Source organism: Streptomyces sp. NPDC005706 (genome assembly GCF_040631045.1).
In the GTDB taxonomy this organism is placed as follows: domain Bacteria; phylum Actinomycetota; class Actinomycetes; order Streptomycetales; family Streptomycetaceae; genus Streptomyces.
In genome coordinates this window covers 172,742-186,928 of record NZ_JBEXYS010000009.1, presented here as the reverse complement: position 1 = coordinate 186,928, position 14,187 = coordinate 172,742, and the positions used below count along the sequence as shown (strand labels likewise).

Below are 14,187 nucleotides of genomic sequence, written 5' to 3'. Positions count from 1 at the left end.
GGCCGGCCGGTTCAGCCGTTCCAGGCGGGGTGCCGGGGGTCGTCGGCGCGCACGAGGACGTCGGCGGCGTCGGCTGGGGCGGCCTCGGCCGCGTAGCGCTCGAACGCGGGGAGGGTCCAGTGGTCGGGCTCCGGGGTGCGGCGGCGCAGGGCGCCCGGGGAGAGGAGGACGTGGACGGTCAGGTCGAACGGGAACCAGTGGCGCAGCAGGAGGGGGCCGTGCAGCAACAGCACTCCACCGGGCGGGAGTTGCACGTAGGGGCTGCGAGTGGCGCGGTCGGTCACCGGGTCCCACAGGTCGGACAGGACGCGGCCGCTCCCGCCGGGGTCGAGCGGGCCGAAGACCTCACGCCACAGGGCGCCGGTGTCGAACCAGCCGCTGTAGTACGACTCGGCGTCCCGTCGGCCGTGCTCAAGCCGGAGGGAAGCGGGGCGCAGGAAGCCCTCCGCGCCGACGACGAGCGAGGGCCGCCCACGCACGCGCAGCGCCTGGGCGACGCGGTCGGCGAGGTCGCCCGGGCGGGCGGCCGGTGCGCCGTCGAAGCCCGCACGCGGCCGGCCACCGCCGTCGGCCGGCTCCACCTCGAGCAGCCGGTCGGCCAGCCGCTCGGCGAGCCGGTCCCAGGTGATCGCTTCGAGTCGCACAGGCCCATGATGCCGGGTGAGGGCCGGCCGCGTGGGAGCGGTGGGCCGGGACGGGGAAGGAACCGTCCATGGCGGTATCCCCAACCCCCCTCTACCCGGGCGGGCTTGTCGTGGTCCAGGCCGTGCGGCGCAAACACTGCGCCGGGTGCCGGCGTGGTCCGCTGTCGCTGGTCGTCATGGAGGACAGGGTGCCGCGCTGTCTGGACTGCGCCGACCTCGGGCACCTGGTCTTCCTGCCGCGCGGTGACACGGCGCTGACCCGCAGGGCGCGGGAGGAGAGCTCGCTGTGGGCGGTGGTGGTGCGGTTCGACCGGCGCCGGGGCCGGTACGACCGGCGGGGCCTGCTCGTGGAGGAGCCGGCGCTGGCCCGGGCCGAGGCACGCTGCCTGGCGGACGCGGAGGCACGACGCCGGCGGCGGGCCAGGGACGCTCGGCGCAGGGCGGCCGAGGACGAGCGGTTCGCGGCGGCGTTCGGGGCGGAGATCGTGCGCCTGTTTCCCGGGTGCCCGGCCGGGCGGGCGCGGGCGATCGCGGCGCACGCGTCGGCGCGGGGCAGCGGGCGGGTCGGGCGGAGCGCGGCCGGGCGTGCGCTGACGGAAGGGGCGGTGACCTCGGCGGTCGTGGCCGCCGTACGGCATGTGGACACTCCGTACGACGAGCTGCTGATGAGCGGGGTGCCGAGGTACGAGGCGCGCCGGCGCATCGCGGCGGCCGTGGCCGGCGTACTGCGGGAATGGGCGGCGGCCGCCGAAGTCGGCTGAGGGCCCGAGGCCGGCCTCCGCCCACACCGAGGGCCGGAATGAGGCGGCCGGTGCTTTGCCGGGCGAGACCGGCGAGAAAGCGCTGTCCGCCACTCTGCGCGGGTACGGGCGGGGACGTATCGTGGCCGGAAGGGTGCCGCCCGGTGACGCACGGCCCGCCGTACGCCCAGTACCCCGGGTACACGTACGCGAGGAACATGACCATGGCCGATCCCAAGGGGTTCATGACCACGCCGCGGCAGGAGTGGCCGCGGCGGCCCGTCGAGGAACGGGTCCGGGACTGGGACGAGGTCTACGTCCCCGGAGCGCTGCTGCCCATCATCAGCAAGCAGGCGGACCGCTGCATGGACTGCGGCGTCCCGTTCTGCCACCAGGCCTGTCCACTGGGCAACCTCATCCCCGAGTGGAACGACCTGGTCTCCCGGGAGGACTGGCGGGCGGCGAGCGACCGGCTGCACGCGACGAACAACTTCCCGGAGTTCACCGGGCGGCTGTGCCCGGCGCCCTGCGAGGCGGGGTGCGTGCTCGCGATCAACCAGCCGGCGGTCACCATCAAGAACGTCGAGTGCGCGATCGCCGACCGGGCCTGGGAGGACGGTTTCACTCCGCCACGGCCTCCGGAACGGCTGTCGGGCAGGACCGTCGCGGTGATCGGGTCGGGGCCGACGGGGCTCGCCGCGGCGCAGCAGCTGACCCGGGCCGGCCACACCGTCGCGGTGTACGAGAAGGACGACCGGCTCGGGGGGCTGATGCGGTACGGCATCCCTGAGTTCAAGATGGAGAAGCGGCATCTGGAGCGGCGGCTGGAGCAGATGCGGGCCGAGGGGACGAAGTTCCGTACGTCGACGGCGGTCGGGCGGGACGTCCCGGCGGACGAGCTGCGTACGCGTTACGACGCGGTGGTGCTCGCCACGGGTGCGACGGCGTGGCGGGAACTCCCGGTGCCGGGACGGGATCTGCGCGGGATACACCAGGCGATGGAGTACCTGCCGCTGTCCAACCGGGTGTGCGCGGGAGACCTGGAGGTCTCGCCGCTGGCCGCGACGGGCAGGCACGTGGTGATCGTGGGCGGCGGGGACACCGGCGCCGACTGTCTGGGCACCGCGGTGCGCGAGGGTGCCGCGTCCGTGAGCCAGCTGGACATCTACGCACAGCCGGGTGCCGAGCGCGACGAGGACACCGAGCCGTGGCCGGTGTATCCGAAGATCTACCGGCTGTCCGCCGCGCACGAGGAGGCACGGGAGCTGCGGACGGCGCCGGCGGCGGACGCCGACGCCCGGCTGTTCGCGGCGTCGACGCTCCGCTTCACCGGGGACGAGGCCGGGCACGTCCGGTCGCTGCACCTGGTCGAGGTCGACGAGCGGCGGCAGGCGGTGCCGGGCACCGACCGTAGCCTGCCCGTCGATCTCGTCCTGCTCGCCCTCGGCTTCTCCGGACCCGACCGGGAGGACGGGCTCGTCGAGCAGCTGGGACTCGCCATGCAGCCGCGCGGCACGATCGCCCGGGACGAGGGCTTCGCCACCAACGTCCCCGGTGTCTTCGCCGCCGGGGACGCGGCACGCGGACAGTCGCTCATCGTGTGGGCGATAGCGGAGGGGCGGGCGGTGGCGGCGGCCGTCGACCACTATCTGACGGGTGGTTCACGCCTGCCGGCGCCGATATCGGCGTACGACCGACCGATGACCACCTAGCCGTACCGCCGATGTAGCCGTACCGCCGACGGCCGACCCGAGAGCCGCGACCCGCGACCTGGGGCCCTCGACCCGCGGCTCTCGGGCCTATCGCTTGCGGGCCACCGCCCCGTATCCCGGGATCACGCCGTCGTCCTGGCCGGGTACCGGCTCGCCCAGTCCGGGGTGCCACTTGTGCACGATCTCGACGCCCGGCTCGACCAGGTCGAGGCCGTCGAAGAAGCGGGCGAACTCCTCGCGGGAGCGCAGGGCCAGGGTGACCCCGGCCGCCTTGAGCTTCTCCGTGGCGGCCTCCGACTCCTCCGGGGTGAAGTCGGAGGTGGCGTGGGTCATCGTCAGGTAGCTGCCCGGGGGCAGCTCGGCCAGCAGGCGGCCCACCAGCTCGTGCGCGCCGTCCTCGTCGGAGACGAAGTGCAGCAGGGCGACGAGGGACAGCGCCACCGGCCGGCCGAAGTCCAGGATCCGCCGGGCGCCCGCGACGATCGCCGCCGGGTCGCGCACGTCGGCCTGCAGGTACTCGGTCGCACCCTCGGGCGTGCTGCGCAGCAGGGCCGCCGCGTGGGCCAGCACGATCGGGTCGTTGTCGCAGTAGACGACGCGGGCGTCGGGCGCGACCCGCTGGGCGACCTGGTGCAGGTTCGGCTCGGTGGGGATACCGGTGCCGATGTCCAGGAACTGCCGGACGCCGTGCTGGACGAGCCAGGTCGTGGCACGGTGCATGAAGGCCCGGTTGACCCTGGCCATCACCGGGACCCGCGGGTCGAGGGCCAGCATCTGCCGGCCCATCTCCTCGTCGACGGGGTAGTTGTCCTTGCCGCCGAGATACCAGTCGTACATGCGCGCGGGATGCGGCCTGCTGGTGTCGATCTGGACGGCCGTCGGGTCCTGCCCTGTCATGCGGCACTCCGTAAGCGTCTGACGCGTAGGGGGATCAATCCGAGCTCACCATAAGGAAGTTGAGTGAAAAACAATAATCATCAGTGGTTCAGGAGAGCAGGAAGTCGGCCACCCCCGCCTTGGCGCCCTGGATGAAGGCGGTCATCTCGTCCGAGGTGTAGATCAGCGCGGGCCCGTCCGGGTCGGTCGACTGGCGTACGGCGATCCGGCCGTCGGCGAGCTTCATCGCCTCCAGGCAGTTCCCGCCGTTGCCGCCGCTCCAGGGCTTGTGCCACCCCTCGCTGCCCAACTCCCGTGCGGGCATGCCGTTGTAGACGCGACTGCGCGGCGTGATGCGGTCCATTCACAGCTCCTTGCGGAGATCCCGGAGGATCTCCTTCGTGCGTTGTGCAGTGGCGGCCTGCGCCGCCATGCGGTCCATGACCTCCAGGTGGGTCGCCACCTCGGAACGCGCGTCCAGGTAGACCGCGCCGGTCAGGTACTCGCTGTAGACCATGTCCGGGAGTTCGGGCACGGCGAACCGGAAGAGCACGAAGGGCCCGTAGGTCCCCGGGTGCGGCCCGTTGGCGAACGGGGCGACCTGGAGCGTCACATTGGGCAGCTTCGTGGCCTTGAGCAACTTGTCGATCTGCGCGCGCATCACCTCGGGACCGCCGACCTGGCGGCGCAGGGCGGTCTCGTCCATCACCGCCCAGAAGCGGGGGGCGTCGGGGCGGGTGAGCAGGTTCTGGCGCTGCATGCGCAGCGCGACATGGCGCTCGATGTCGTCGGGGCTGGTCTGGCCGATGGCGCCCGACTTCAGCACGCCGCGCGCGTAGTCCTCGGTCTGCAGCAGGCCCGGGACGAAGTGCGGCTCGTAGGAGCGGATGAGGCCGGCCGCGCCCTCGAGGCTGACGTACATCGAGAACCAGCCCGGCAGGATGTCGTGGAACCGCTGCCACCACCCCGGCCGGTTGGCCTCCTCCGCGAGCAGGACGAAGAGTTCGGCCTCGTCGTCGGGTACTCCGTAGGCCTTCAGCAGCAGTTGCAGGTACGGGATCTTGAGGGCCACCTCGGCCATCTCCATCCGGCGGATGGTGGCGGGGGCGACGCGCAGGACGCGGGCGGCTTCCTCGCGCTTCAGCCCGGCGCGTTCCCGCAGGTCCAGCAGGCGCCTGCCGAGGACCACCTGGCCCACGGTCGGCGCGGACCGCGGTTCGCTCACGCTCCACCTCCAGCACGATCCGCTACGGCAAAAGATTCCCGACAGCCCTGCGGCGCCGTTCGAAGACTCGTTCGTAGATCCACTGGATCGCCGATGGTCCCAATTGGCGCCGCTCGAGGTGCTGTTGCGAGCAGTGTGCCACGGCCGCCGACCGAGTCACACAGCACTCTGCATTTTTCAGAGTGACACTTGCCAAGTGTTCACGCCGGGGAGATAGTGGCAAGCGTGATTCCGTCCGCGCCCTTAGGAACAGACGCCGCCGCAGACCCTCTGCGTCTCGGTGCCGATGGGGGTTCCCCCGCTCGAGCAGGTTCGAGTGCGGGTGAGACGGCGACCCGTGACGCGAGCGCCGGCGGGCGGCGGTTCCGCTTCGAGCTGGCCGCGCACCCGGGTTCCGCCGCGCAGGCGAGACGTCTGGCACGCGCCCGGCTGACCGGCTGGTCGGTGTGCGAGGACACCTGCGACACCGCGGCCCTGGTCATATCCGAGCTGGTCACCAACGCGATCGTGCACACCGCGAGCAGCCGTGTCGCGTGCGAGCTGCACGACCACGACGACACGGTGCGCATAGCCGTGCACGACGAGGGCTGCGCACCCGGCGAACCCCACCCCTCCCCGCAGCGCCCCGACGAGGAGCACGGGCGGGGACTGCTCCTGGTGGACGCGCTGTGCCGGGCCTGGGGTGCCCAGGAACACGGGCCAGGGCTGCTGGTCTGGGCCGAGCTGGCCCGTCAGACCGACGCGGCCCACGACACCACCGAACCGCGCAACGACCTGGGCTGGGGCGCCCGCCCCAAGCCCGGCGGCCCGCCGCCCGGCCCCGGCGACGAGGAGGAAGCGCAGGCCCGGCACCGGGCGCCCGCGCAGCGGCGCCGGGCCTGGGAGCACCTGTGAGCGGCGCCGACGAGTGCGGCCGGCGGCTCGGCCTGGACACCCTGGTCCGTCTCGGACGCCATCGGCAGCCGCCGGCCCAGGTCCGTCGCCCGGCGGTCCCGGAGGGCATGACGGCCCCGCTCGGCTGTGACGCCGTCGCCGTGCCGGACCGCCTCGGCCCCCTGATCGTGCCGCGGCTGCCCCGGGTGGGCTGCGTGTACGCCGACGGAGCGCACTGGTGGTGGATCGTTCCGTCGGACTCCGACTACGCCCTCCCCTGGCCTGCCCCCGCCCACTACGCCCCCGGCGCCCCCGTCCCCGGCACCGCCCGTCTGATCCACCGCCCCGAGAGCACGGTCCCCTACACCCCGCCGATCCCCCTGTACCTGGCCCTGTGCCGGGTGACCGGCGCGACCCCGGACTGGTCCCGAGCCGTCCCGGCGTGACACGGCCGGCTCCCTGACGCGGCCAGGGAAACCGGCCCGACCCGGGCGTGACACGGCCTCTGGCCCGACGCGGCTCGCAGCCACCCGGCGCCGGGATCCCGCACACCCCCGCATCCCGTATCCACGCGCCCCCGCGCCTCCCGGACCGAGCCGCCACTCCCCCGCTCGTGCTCCCCGCGCGCCCCCGGCACCCCCGCCCGCGCCCTGTCCCACCGCCGGCCCCGGCCGCGATAGTGGCCGTGCCCGTCCGGCCATGGCCCAGGCGGGCCGCACGGCGAGCCCGCCGGAGGTTCAGGGTGAGCCGGGAGCGGTTCACGGTGACCCCGGGGGAGGTTCCTGGTGCGGAAGAGGCGTACGGCGGCCGGTCCTGAGGTCTCGGCGTCGGAGCGGCTGCTGTTCGGCGGGCCGCTGCGCTACGACATGGGGTGGAACAAGCATGCCGACGCCTTCCTGGAGCTGGGTTTCCGGGCCATGCTGGTCCGGCTGCCCGGCATGCTGGCCTCCAGCCTCCGGCTCGCCCGGCAGGCGGATCCGCGGGCCGCGCGGACCGTGCTGGCCGCCGAGGCGGCCCGGGGCGTGGCCCAGGCGGTGAGCCTGCTGGCCGTGAACAGCGCGCTCGGCAGGCTGCTCGCCGGGACGGACATCGAGCGGCGGCTGCGCGACGCCGTCCCCGCCCTGACCGTCGTGGCCGCCATGATGCTGGTCGCGGCGCTGCTGCGGGCGGCCTCCACGTATGCCACCGGGCGGCTGGAGCCCAAGGTGGAACGGGTGGCGACCGAGCGGTACCTGGAGCGGGCGGCCAACGTGGAGCTGGCCGCGATCGAGGACCACGCCTTCCATAAACTGCTGGACACCGCCCGCTACGGCGCCCAGTCCGCCCGCCGCATGATCATGTACGGGGCCCGGGTGATCAACGCGGTGATCTCCCTGATCGCAGCCGCCGGTGTGCTCACCGTGCTGCACCCTGCCCTGCTCCCGCTGCTGGTCACCATGACCCTGCCCAGCGCCTGGAGCGCCCTGACCAACGCCCGCCGCCGCTACGAGTCCTTCCACATCTGGGTGCAGCACTCCCGCGCCGGCCATCTGATCGGCCACCTGCTCACCGAACCGGCCGCGGCCCCGGAGATCCGGGTGCACGGCGTCGGTCCGTTCCTGCTGCGGCACTACCGGTCCATGTCGGAGGCCGCGGAGGCCGAACAGGCCCGGCTGTCCCGGCTGGCCGCCCGGACCGGCCTGATCGCGGCCGCCTGGACCGGCCTCGCGACCGTCGCGACGTACGCCACGCTCGGCGCGCTGCTGCTGACCGGCGCGATGGCGCTGGCCGTGGCCGGCACCGCGGTGATCGCGATCCGTACCGGGGCGGCGAGCCTGGACACTCTGGTCCTGGAGATCAACGAGCTGCACGAGGAGGCCCTGTTCGTGGGCGATCTTCAGCGGCTCTACGCCGAGGGCGCCGAGCGGGCCATCCCGGCCGGCGGCCGGCCGCTGCCCGAGGAGCCCGAGGAGATCCGGTTCGAGCACGTCACGTTCAGCTACCCGGGTGACACCACCCGCCCGGCCCTTGACGACGTGTCCCTCACGTTCCCCCTCGGCCGGATCATCGCGCTCGTCGGTGAGAACGGCTCGGGCAAGACGACCCTGGTCAAGCTGCTCGCGGGTCTGTACACCCCGGACCGGGGCCGGATCCTGTGGGACGGCGTCGACGCGGCGGACGCCGACCGGCGGCTGCTCGCCGAACGCGTCGCGATGGTGGCGCAGGACTTCAAGCGCTGGCCGTTCACCGCCCGGGTGAACGTGGCCATCGGCCGGCCCTCCGCCTCCCTGACCGAGGAGCGTCTGGCCACGGCGCTCGCCGAGGCAGGCGCCGAGGACGTGGTCTCGGAGCTGCCGCACGGCCTGGACACCCTGCTCGCCCGCGAGTTCAGCGGCGGCCACGAGCTGTCCGGCGGCCAGTGGCAGCGTCTGGGCATCGCCCGGGCCGCGTACCGGCGCGGGCGGATCCTGATCGTGGACGAACCGACGGCGGCCCTGGACGCGCGGGCCGAGCTGGAGGTGTTCGAGAAGATCCGGGCGCTGGCGGGCAACGGCCAGACCGTCGTACTGATCACCCACCGGCTGGCCTCGGTCCGCCACGCCGACCTGGTGCACGTACTGGAGCACGGACGGCTGGTGGAGTCCGGCACCCCGGAGGAACTGCTGTCCAGGGGCGGTGTCTACGCGGAGCTGTACGCGCTGCAGGCCGAGCAGTTCACGGCGAAGGTACCGGCTCCGAAGCCGGCCTGAGCGGCCTCACTCGACGCCGTCGCCGGCCCGCACGATCACCAGGAACGTGTCCGTCGCCAGGTCCATCACGACCTCGGCGGGCAGGCCTTCGAGACGCCGCGCGTGCGCGAACTCCTCCGCGGGCCACGACCCCCGCGGGCCACCGGCGGGAAAGCGTTCGAGCACGGTTCGCCCGTTCACCATCTCGCACCTCCAGAAAGCGTTGTACTCGTAGGAGTTAACGCTCTGAGGAGGGCGAACGCCTCGCTCAGTGACCCGACTGAGACATTGTTGACACCCGTTCAGCGCGGACCGTGAGAATCCGTTCACCTTGCGACACGAACCGTACGTTCGGCGACGGGTCCGGCGCTTTCCGTGTCAGCCCCGCGCGTCGCACCGGCCGTCGTGCTGATCGTCGTGCCGGTCGCGTCCCGGGACCCGTGGGTCAGTCAGTCCGCGTACTCGTCGTGGTACCGGAGCCGGTCGCTGCCCAGCGGGTTGCGGCCCAGCGCGGTCAGATCGAGCAGGCCCGCGGTGGTGCCCAGCGTGTCCAGGCCGTCGTCGTGGACCGAGTAGGTGTGGAAGACCCGGTCCCGGTCCCGCAGGAAGCAGCTGAGCCCCGGCCGTTCGACGAGTTCCCCGGCCCGCTCCACGGTCGCCTCGAAGTCGCGGTTGAACTCGCCGTGACAGGAGGAGTACCAGGGCACCGCCCAGCCCATACGCGCCTTGAACGGCAGGATCCGGGTGAAAGGTGCCCGGGAGACGGCCGTGAACGAGGTGTCGCGCGCGTGCAGGTGGGCGAGGTGGCCGACCTGGTCGAGAAAGGCGGCGCAGCAGGGGCAGCCGGCCTGCCACTCCGGGGCGAACATGAAGTGGTGGACGACGAGTTGGGTCCGGCCCTCGAACAGGTCGAGGAGGGTGGCCTTGCCGTCGCCGCCCTCGAACACGTACTCCGGGTCGACCTCCACCATGGGCAGCCGCCGCCGCTCGGTGCTCAGCACCTCTCGTGCTCTGCGGACCGCCTCCTCCTTGAGCAGCAACGCCTCCCGTGCCGCGCGCCACCGCTCACGCGAGACGATCTCCGGAAGCGACATGGGCCCTCCTGTCCTACGGCCTGTATCAAGTCGGTTCCGGGTGGTGACCGCCGGCGGATGCGGAACTCATCGGAGCCCGCGAAGATTTTTTCCCACGGCCGGCCGGCCGACCGGGACACCCACGCCGTCCGGCAGCCGACAGGGCACACGTCCTTCCCGCGGCCGGGAGGCACGCGTCCTCCCAGCGGGACAGAGGCAGGCGTCCCCCGGCGACCGACAGGCACACGTCCTGTCGGCGGCAGAGAGGCCCGCGCCTTCCGTGCCGTCCAATCCGGGCCGGGACTATGCGGCGGCGGCCGGCGCGGCCCACGCCTCGCGCCGCTCCAGCTCGCCGAGCAGGTCGCGCAGCAGCCCGGTGTGCCGGGGAGTGAGCCGCCCGGTCTCGTCGAGGTGCACCGCGCAGGCCGTGGTGGTGTCCACGAGGCGTTCCAGGACGACGGCGACGGTGTCCGTGCCCTCCGTGTGGCGGGCCAGGGCGGGCAGCTCGGCGGCCGAGACCGCGATCGCGGTACGGGCCTCGGCGAGGGTGCGGTAGGCCTCGCGGCGCAGCGCCCACCGTTCGGCGCGGTCGCCGGACTCGCTCAGGACGTGCACCAGGTAGGCGTGCGCGGCGCTCCCGGCGGTGTCGAGCCGGGCCCGCACCCCGCCGCCCCGCTTCCCGGGCATCGGCAGGTGTCCCACGATCAGCACGATCGCGCAGGCCAGCAGGGTCTCGGCGATGCGGCCCAGCGAGGCCTGCGGCTCACCGCCGATCATGACCAGGGCGAGCACCAGCGGGGTGATGACGGCGGTCAGCGCGGCGAAGTTCCGGGTGGAGAGCGGGACGAGCGCCCCGCACACCGTCACCAGGACGACCAGCCCCTCGGGACGGGGCAGCAGCGCGGCGAACCCGGCGAACACCAGGGCACCCAGCACGGTCCCGGCGGCCCGGCACAGCACCCGGGAGGCGAGCGGCCCGAGGTCGGGCTTGACCAGGAAGACGGTCGTGGCGGGCAGCCAGTACCAGTGCTGGTGCTGCCCGTACCAGCGGGCGTCGTGGAGCGCCTGGGCGACGGCCGCGCTCGCCCCGAAGCAGACGGCGACACGCAGTCCGTACTCCCGGCCGCCGGTGCCGAACACGGCCCGGACGGCGTCCCCGACGCCCCGCCGCCGGGCGGGCAGCCGGTGCTCGGCGTCCCCGGCCCGGTCGAAGGCCTCGGCGGCACGCAGCAGGGCGTCGTCGAGGGCACGCAGGGCGGGCGCCGACCGGCTGGGGGCGGGCAGCGGTCCGGTGCCGGTGTTGCCGCGGACGGCGGCGGCGAGCCGCCGGGGGCCCTCGGCCGCCCGGGCGGAGACCGGCTCGCCCGCCCAGGCCAGGGCGGTGGCGGCCTCGGCGAGGGGCAGCGCGGCGGTGAACTGGGCGTGCAGCCGGCGCTCGGCGGCGGAACTGGCGCGACGCCGCAGCCGGGGCCCGGCGAGCGCGTCCTGGGCGTGGTCAAGGGCGGCGGTGAGCGCGGCCCGCCGGGCCGTGGCGCTCCCGCTGCCCGTGGCGTCCAGCAGCGCGGCGATGGCGTCGTACACGTCGGCGACCGCCGTCCGCTCACCGTCGAACCGGAAGTCACCGGCGAGCGACCCCGGCGTGGGCAGGGCGAGGCGCAGCAGAAGCAGCCAGCCCGCTCCGGCGAGGAACGCCAGGCCCTGCTGCCAGCCGCTCCCGGCCGCCGGCGATCCGGCTCCGACGGCGGCGGTGACGAGCAGTTGCGTGCCGGCGGCGGAGGCGACCGGCCCGACGGCGCTGATGCCTCCGGCGGCAAGTCCGAGCACGGTGAGGAGCAGGGTCAGCGGCACCGCGGACAGTTGCTGCCCGGCGTACGTGCCCACGAGCAGTCCGAGGGTTCCGGCCAGCGCGGGCACCCCGAGCCGCTTGACGGAGGCCCGCCTGCTGCCGGGCCGGTCGTTGATGCCGGCGAGCATCGCGGCGATGGCGGCCAGGACGCCCAGCGGAGTCCGGCCCGCGAGCATCCCGGCGAGCAGCAGCGGCCCGGCGGCGAGCGCGCCCCGGGTCAGCGCACTCCACGGGACGGGCCCGCGCTGAGTGCGCAGGGCGTGCGCGAGCCAGGGCGGCAATGACAGTGCGGCGGGGCGCGACACGGGGCTCCTGTCCATACGAGGGCGGATCGGGCCTTCGGACGACAGTGGCCGGGCGGTGAGGTGCGGTTCCAGGATAAGGGCCGAGCCCGCACGCCTGGGACGACGGTGTTTCGGCGAGGTGAAACCTGCCCGGATCAGGCGGTTTCTTTATGAACGCAACTCGGCGGGAGCCGGCCGACGAGGGAAGGCGGGGCGGGGCTGGGCGCGAGGGAGGGGGCTCGCTCCGGTGAACGGGCGCGCGGGATGCGGGGTGACCCGTTCGCCGGTGGGGCTCTGCCGTGGAAGGCACCGCTCGCCGGGCCACGGCAGTCGGGCCGGAAATTCGGGTGCGCGGGGCCGGGTGGTCCTCGGATGATCGGGAGGTTGTCCGCCCACCACCTCAGGAGCCGCCATGATCCGGCGAGTGACCTCCCCCGCGCTCTTCCCGCCGCCCACCTACTCGCATGCCTCCGTCGTCGAGGCCGGCACCAGGCTCGCCTTCCTGGCGGGGGCCGTGCCGCTCGACGACAAGGGTGAGGTGGTCGGTCCCGGCGATCCGGTGCGGCAGGCCGAGCAGGTGATCGCCAACCTGACGGAACAACTGCGCGCCGTCGGCAGCGGCCTGGAGCACGTGCTGCAGACGGAGGTGTACGTCGTCAGCGGCGAGCCCTCCGTGCTGTCCGCGGTGTGGGAGGTCGTCGAGGCCTCGGGGCTGAGCCGTGGACCGCACTCGTCGACGCTGCTCGGTGTCGCCTGCCTCGGTTACACCGGGCAGCTGGTGGAGATCACGGCGACGGCCATGGTGCCGGAAGCGGGAGCGGGCCGGTGACGTCGGGGGACGGGATCGTGCTGCGGCGGGCGGTGGCGGCCGACGCGGGGGCGGCCGCCGACGTCTGGCTGCGGTCCTTCGCCGCCGCCCTGCCCACGGTCGTCCGGCCCCGCACCGACGACGACGTACGGGGCTACTTCCACGACGTGGTGATACCGCTGCGGGAGACCTGGGTCGCCGAGGAGACGGCGGGAGGGAGCGGGATCGTCGGCGTGATGGTCCTGGACGACGCCCTTCTGTCCCAGCTCTATCTGGATCCCGGGTGGCGGGGGCGCGGTCTCGGGGACCGGTTCGTCGCCCTCGCCAAGGAGCGCAGTCCGCAGGGGCTGACGCTGTGGACCTTCCAGGTCAACACCACCGCACACCGCTTCTACGAACGGCACGGCTTCGTCGCCGTCGAGCACACGGACGGCGGCGGCAACGAGGAACGGGAACCGGACGTGCGGTACGTGTGGCGGCCCTGAGACCTGGCTGCCGGCGGCCTCCGGAGAGCCTTGGCGGCGCGGGCGCGGGGCGCGGGCGCGGGGCGCGGGCGCGTGACGCGCGGCTGGGAGCCGGGTGCGGGGCGCCAGATGGCGGGTGGCGGGTGCCGGTAGCCGGTAGCCGGTAGCCGGTAGCCGGTAGCCGGGTGGAACGGTTACGGCAGCCCTGCCGTGTCCGCGGCCGTGCGCAGCACCTCGCGCAGCATCTCGGCGGTGAGCCGGCCGGTGAAGGTGTTGCGCTGGCTGACGTGGAAGCAGCCGAAGACGTCCAGGCCGCCGAGGGCGGCCCGGGTGCCGTGGGCGAATGCGGGGCGCGGCCGGGGCACCGGCCAGCCCGCCTCGGCGAACGCGGGGAACGCGGCCTGCCAGCCGAAGGCGCCGAGCACGACGGCGGCCCTGAGCGTCGGCCGCAGCAGCCGCAGCTCCTGGACCAGCCAGGGGCGGCAGGTGTCACGCTCGGCGGGGGTGGGCTTGTTGGCGGGCGGGGCGCAGTGCACGGGTGCGGTGACGCGGACTCCGTACAGTTCCAGGCCGTCCCCGGCCCGCACGGAGGTGGGCTGCGAGGCCAGCCCCACGTCGTACAGCGCCTGGTACAGCACGTCGCCGGAGCGGTCACCGGTGAACATGCGGCCGGTGCGGTTGCCCCCGTGTGCCGCCGGCGCGAGTCCGATGATCACGAGCCGGGCGTCCGGCGGTCCGAAGCCGGGCACCGGCCGCCCCCAGTACGTCCAGTCGGCGAACGCGGCCCGCTTGGTCCGGGCCACCTCCTCACGCCACTCGACGAGCCTGGGGCAGGCCCGGCACTCCGCGACGCGCCGGTCGAGCCTGGCCAGGTCGCTGCTGTCGTCCATGCCGCCACCGTATGCCCGTCGTGCGTCCGTCCGGTCCAGTCGTT

General features: G+C 73.9%; 15 protein-coding genes. 7 read left to right on the top strand and 8 right to left on the bottom strand.

What is annotated here, in order from left to right:
* Window positions 1-11: 11 nt before the first annotated feature.
* The gene (locus ABZ478_RS18220) at window positions 12-644 is read right to left on the bottom strand and encodes a uridine kinase (protein ID WP_359550410.1); all 633 of its coding nucleotides are present in this window, start codon (window positions 642-644) and stop codon (window positions 12-14) included.
* A gap of 68 nt (window positions 645-712) precedes the next feature.
* On the opposite strand from ABZ478_RS18220, the gene ABZ478_RS18215 reads away from it, so the two are divergent.
* Window positions 713-1,405: a DUF2293 domain-containing protein gene (locus ABZ478_RS18215; RefSeq protein ID WP_359550407.1), complete on the top strand. Its 693-nt coding sequence runs from the start codon at window positions 713-715 to the stop codon at window positions 1,403-1,405.
* Between the two features lie 203 nt (window positions 1,406-1,608).
* Window positions 1,609-3,096, top strand: a complete 1,488-nt coding sequence (locus ABZ478_RS18210; RefSeq protein WP_359550404.1) for a glutamate synthase subunit beta — start codon at window positions 1,609-1,611, stop codon at window positions 3,094-3,096.
* 87 nt (window positions 3,097-3,183) lie between these two features.
* Here ABZ478_RS18210 and ABZ478_RS18205 read toward each other — a convergent pair whose 3' ends face one another.
* The 3 genes from ABZ478_RS18205 to ABZ478_RS18195 all read right to left on the bottom strand — a co-directional run bounded on the left by ABZ478_RS18205 (window position 3,184) and on the right by ABZ478_RS18195 (window position 5,197).
* Entirely contained in the window at window positions 3,184-3,993 is an 810-nt protein-coding gene (locus tag ABZ478_RS18205) for an SAM-dependent methyltransferase (protein ID WP_359550402.1), read from the bottom strand.
* 88 nt (window positions 3,994-4,081) lie between these two features.
* Window positions 4,082-4,336, bottom strand: coding sequence for a DUF397 domain-containing protein (locus ABZ478_RS18200; protein WP_359550399.1), 255 nt, complete (start codon window positions 4,334-4,336; stop codon window positions 4,082-4,084).
* A complete protein-coding gene (locus tag ABZ478_RS18195; RefSeq protein ID WP_359550396.1) occupies window positions 4,337-5,197 on the bottom strand; it encodes a helix-turn-helix transcriptional regulator in 861 nt (286 codons plus the stop codon).
* A 216-nt stretch (window positions 5,198-5,413) separates the two neighbouring features.
* On the opposite strand from ABZ478_RS18195, the gene ABZ478_RS18190 reads away from it, so the two are divergent.
* From ABZ478_RS18190 to ABZ478_RS18180, 3 genes are all read left to right on the top strand, one after another.
* Window positions 5,414-6,091 (top strand): ATP-binding protein, encoded by a 678-nt coding sequence (locus tag ABZ478_RS18190; RefSeq protein ID WP_359550393.1) that lies wholly within the window; start codon window positions 5,414-5,416, stop codon window positions 6,089-6,091.
* Window positions 6,088-6,516 carry a hypothetical protein gene (locus ABZ478_RS18185; protein ID WP_359550390.1) on the top strand — a complete coding sequence of 143 codons (429 nt, stop codon included), beginning with the start codon at window positions 6,088-6,090 and terminating at the stop codon, window positions 6,514-6,516. The genes ABZ478_RS18190 and ABZ478_RS18185 overlap by 4 nt, the downstream gene beginning before the upstream one ends.
* A 339-nt stretch (window positions 6,517-6,855) precedes the next feature.
* Window positions 6,856-8,799 (top strand): ABC transporter ATP-binding protein, encoded by a 1,944-nt coding sequence (locus ABZ478_RS18180; protein WP_359550387.1) that lies wholly within the window; start codon window positions 6,856-6,858, stop codon window positions 8,797-8,799.
* Between the two features lie 6 nt (window positions 8,800-8,805).
* Here ABZ478_RS18180 and ABZ478_RS18175 read toward each other — a convergent pair whose 3' ends face one another.
* The 3 genes from ABZ478_RS18175 to ABZ478_RS18165 all read right to left on the bottom strand — a co-directional run bounded on the left by ABZ478_RS18175 (window position 8,806) and on the right by ABZ478_RS18165 (window position 12,017).
* The gene (locus tag ABZ478_RS18175; RefSeq protein WP_359550384.1) at window positions 8,806-8,982 is read right to left on the bottom strand and encodes a hypothetical protein; all 177 of its coding nucleotides are present in this window, start codon (window positions 8,980-8,982) and stop codon (window positions 8,806-8,808) included.
* A gap of 245 nt (window positions 8,983-9,227) precedes the next feature.
* Window positions 9,228-9,872 (bottom strand): DUF899 domain-containing protein, encoded by a 645-nt coding sequence (locus ABZ478_RS18170; RefSeq protein ID WP_359550381.1) that lies wholly within the window; start codon window positions 9,870-9,872, stop codon window positions 9,228-9,230.
* 282 nt (window positions 9,873-10,154) lie between these two features.
* The gene (locus tag ABZ478_RS18165) at window positions 10,155-12,017 is read right to left on the bottom strand and encodes an FUSC family protein (protein ID WP_359550378.1); all 1,863 of its coding nucleotides are present in this window, start codon (window positions 12,015-12,017) and stop codon (window positions 10,155-10,157) included.
* Window positions 12,018-12,393: 376 nt separating this feature from the next.
* Between ABZ478_RS18165 and ABZ478_RS18160 the strand changes: the two genes are divergently transcribed.
* Together ABZ478_RS18160 and ABZ478_RS18155 are read left to right on the top strand one after the other, a co-directional pair.
* The gene (locus ABZ478_RS18160) at window positions 12,394-12,810 is read left to right on the top strand and encodes a RidA family protein (protein ID WP_359550376.1); all 417 of its coding nucleotides are present in this window, start codon (window positions 12,394-12,396) and stop codon (window positions 12,808-12,810) included.
* Window positions 12,807-13,274 carry a GNAT family N-acetyltransferase gene (locus ABZ478_RS18155; protein WP_359550374.1) on the top strand — a complete coding sequence of 156 codons (468 nt, stop codon included), beginning with the start codon at window positions 12,807-12,809 and terminating at the stop codon, window positions 13,272-13,274. Before ABZ478_RS18160 ends, ABZ478_RS18155 begins: the two co-directional genes overlap by 4 nt.
* Window positions 13,275-13,447: 173 nt before the next feature.
* Here the strand turns inward: ABZ478_RS18155 and ABZ478_RS18150 are convergent, their stop codons facing one another.
* Window positions 13,448-14,143 (bottom strand): uracil-DNA glycosylase, encoded by a 696-nt coding sequence (locus ABZ478_RS18150; RefSeq protein ID WP_359550371.1) that lies wholly within the window; start codon window positions 14,141-14,143, stop codon window positions 13,448-13,450.
* Between the last annotated feature and the right edge of the window lie 44 nt (window positions 14,144-14,187).

Excerpts from the sequence above, each read along its gene's own strand:
- ABZ478_RS18215 (WP_359550407.1), top strand. The coding sequence starts at position 713 with ATGGCGGTATCCCCAACCCCCCTCTACCCGGGCGGGCTTGTCGTGGTC.
- ABZ478_RS18175 (WP_359550384.1), bottom strand. The coding sequence starts at position 8,982 with ATGGTGAACGGGCGAACCGTGCTCGAACGCTTTCCCGCCGGTGGCCCG.
- ABZ478_RS18205 (WP_359550402.1), bottom strand. The coding sequence starts at position 3,993 with ATGACAGGGCAGGACCCGACGGCCGTCCAGATCGACACCAGCAGGCCG.
- ABZ478_RS18210 (WP_359550404.1), top strand. The coding sequence starts at position 1,609 with ATGGCCGATCCCAAGGGGTTCATGACCACGCCGCGGCAGGAGTGGCCG.
- ABZ478_RS18150 (WP_359550371.1), bottom strand. The coding sequence starts at position 14,143 with ATGGACGACAGCAGCGACCTGGCCAGGCTCGACCGGCGCGTCGCGGAG.
- ABZ478_RS18170 (WP_359550381.1), bottom strand. The coding sequence starts at position 9,872 with ATGTCGCTTCCGGAGATCGTCTCGCGTGAGCGGTGGCGCGCGGCACGG.
- ABZ478_RS18165 (WP_359550378.1), bottom strand. The coding sequence starts at position 12,017 with ATGGACAGGAGCCCCGTGTCGCGCCCCGCCGCACTGTCATTGCCGCCC.
- ABZ478_RS18200 (WP_359550399.1), bottom strand. The coding sequence starts at position 4,336 with ATGGACCGCATCACGCCGCGCAGTCGCGTCTACAACGGCATGCCCGCA.
- ABZ478_RS18160 (WP_359550376.1), top strand. The coding sequence starts at position 12,394 with ATGATCCGGCGAGTGACCTCCCCCGCGCTCTTCCCGCCGCCCACCTAC.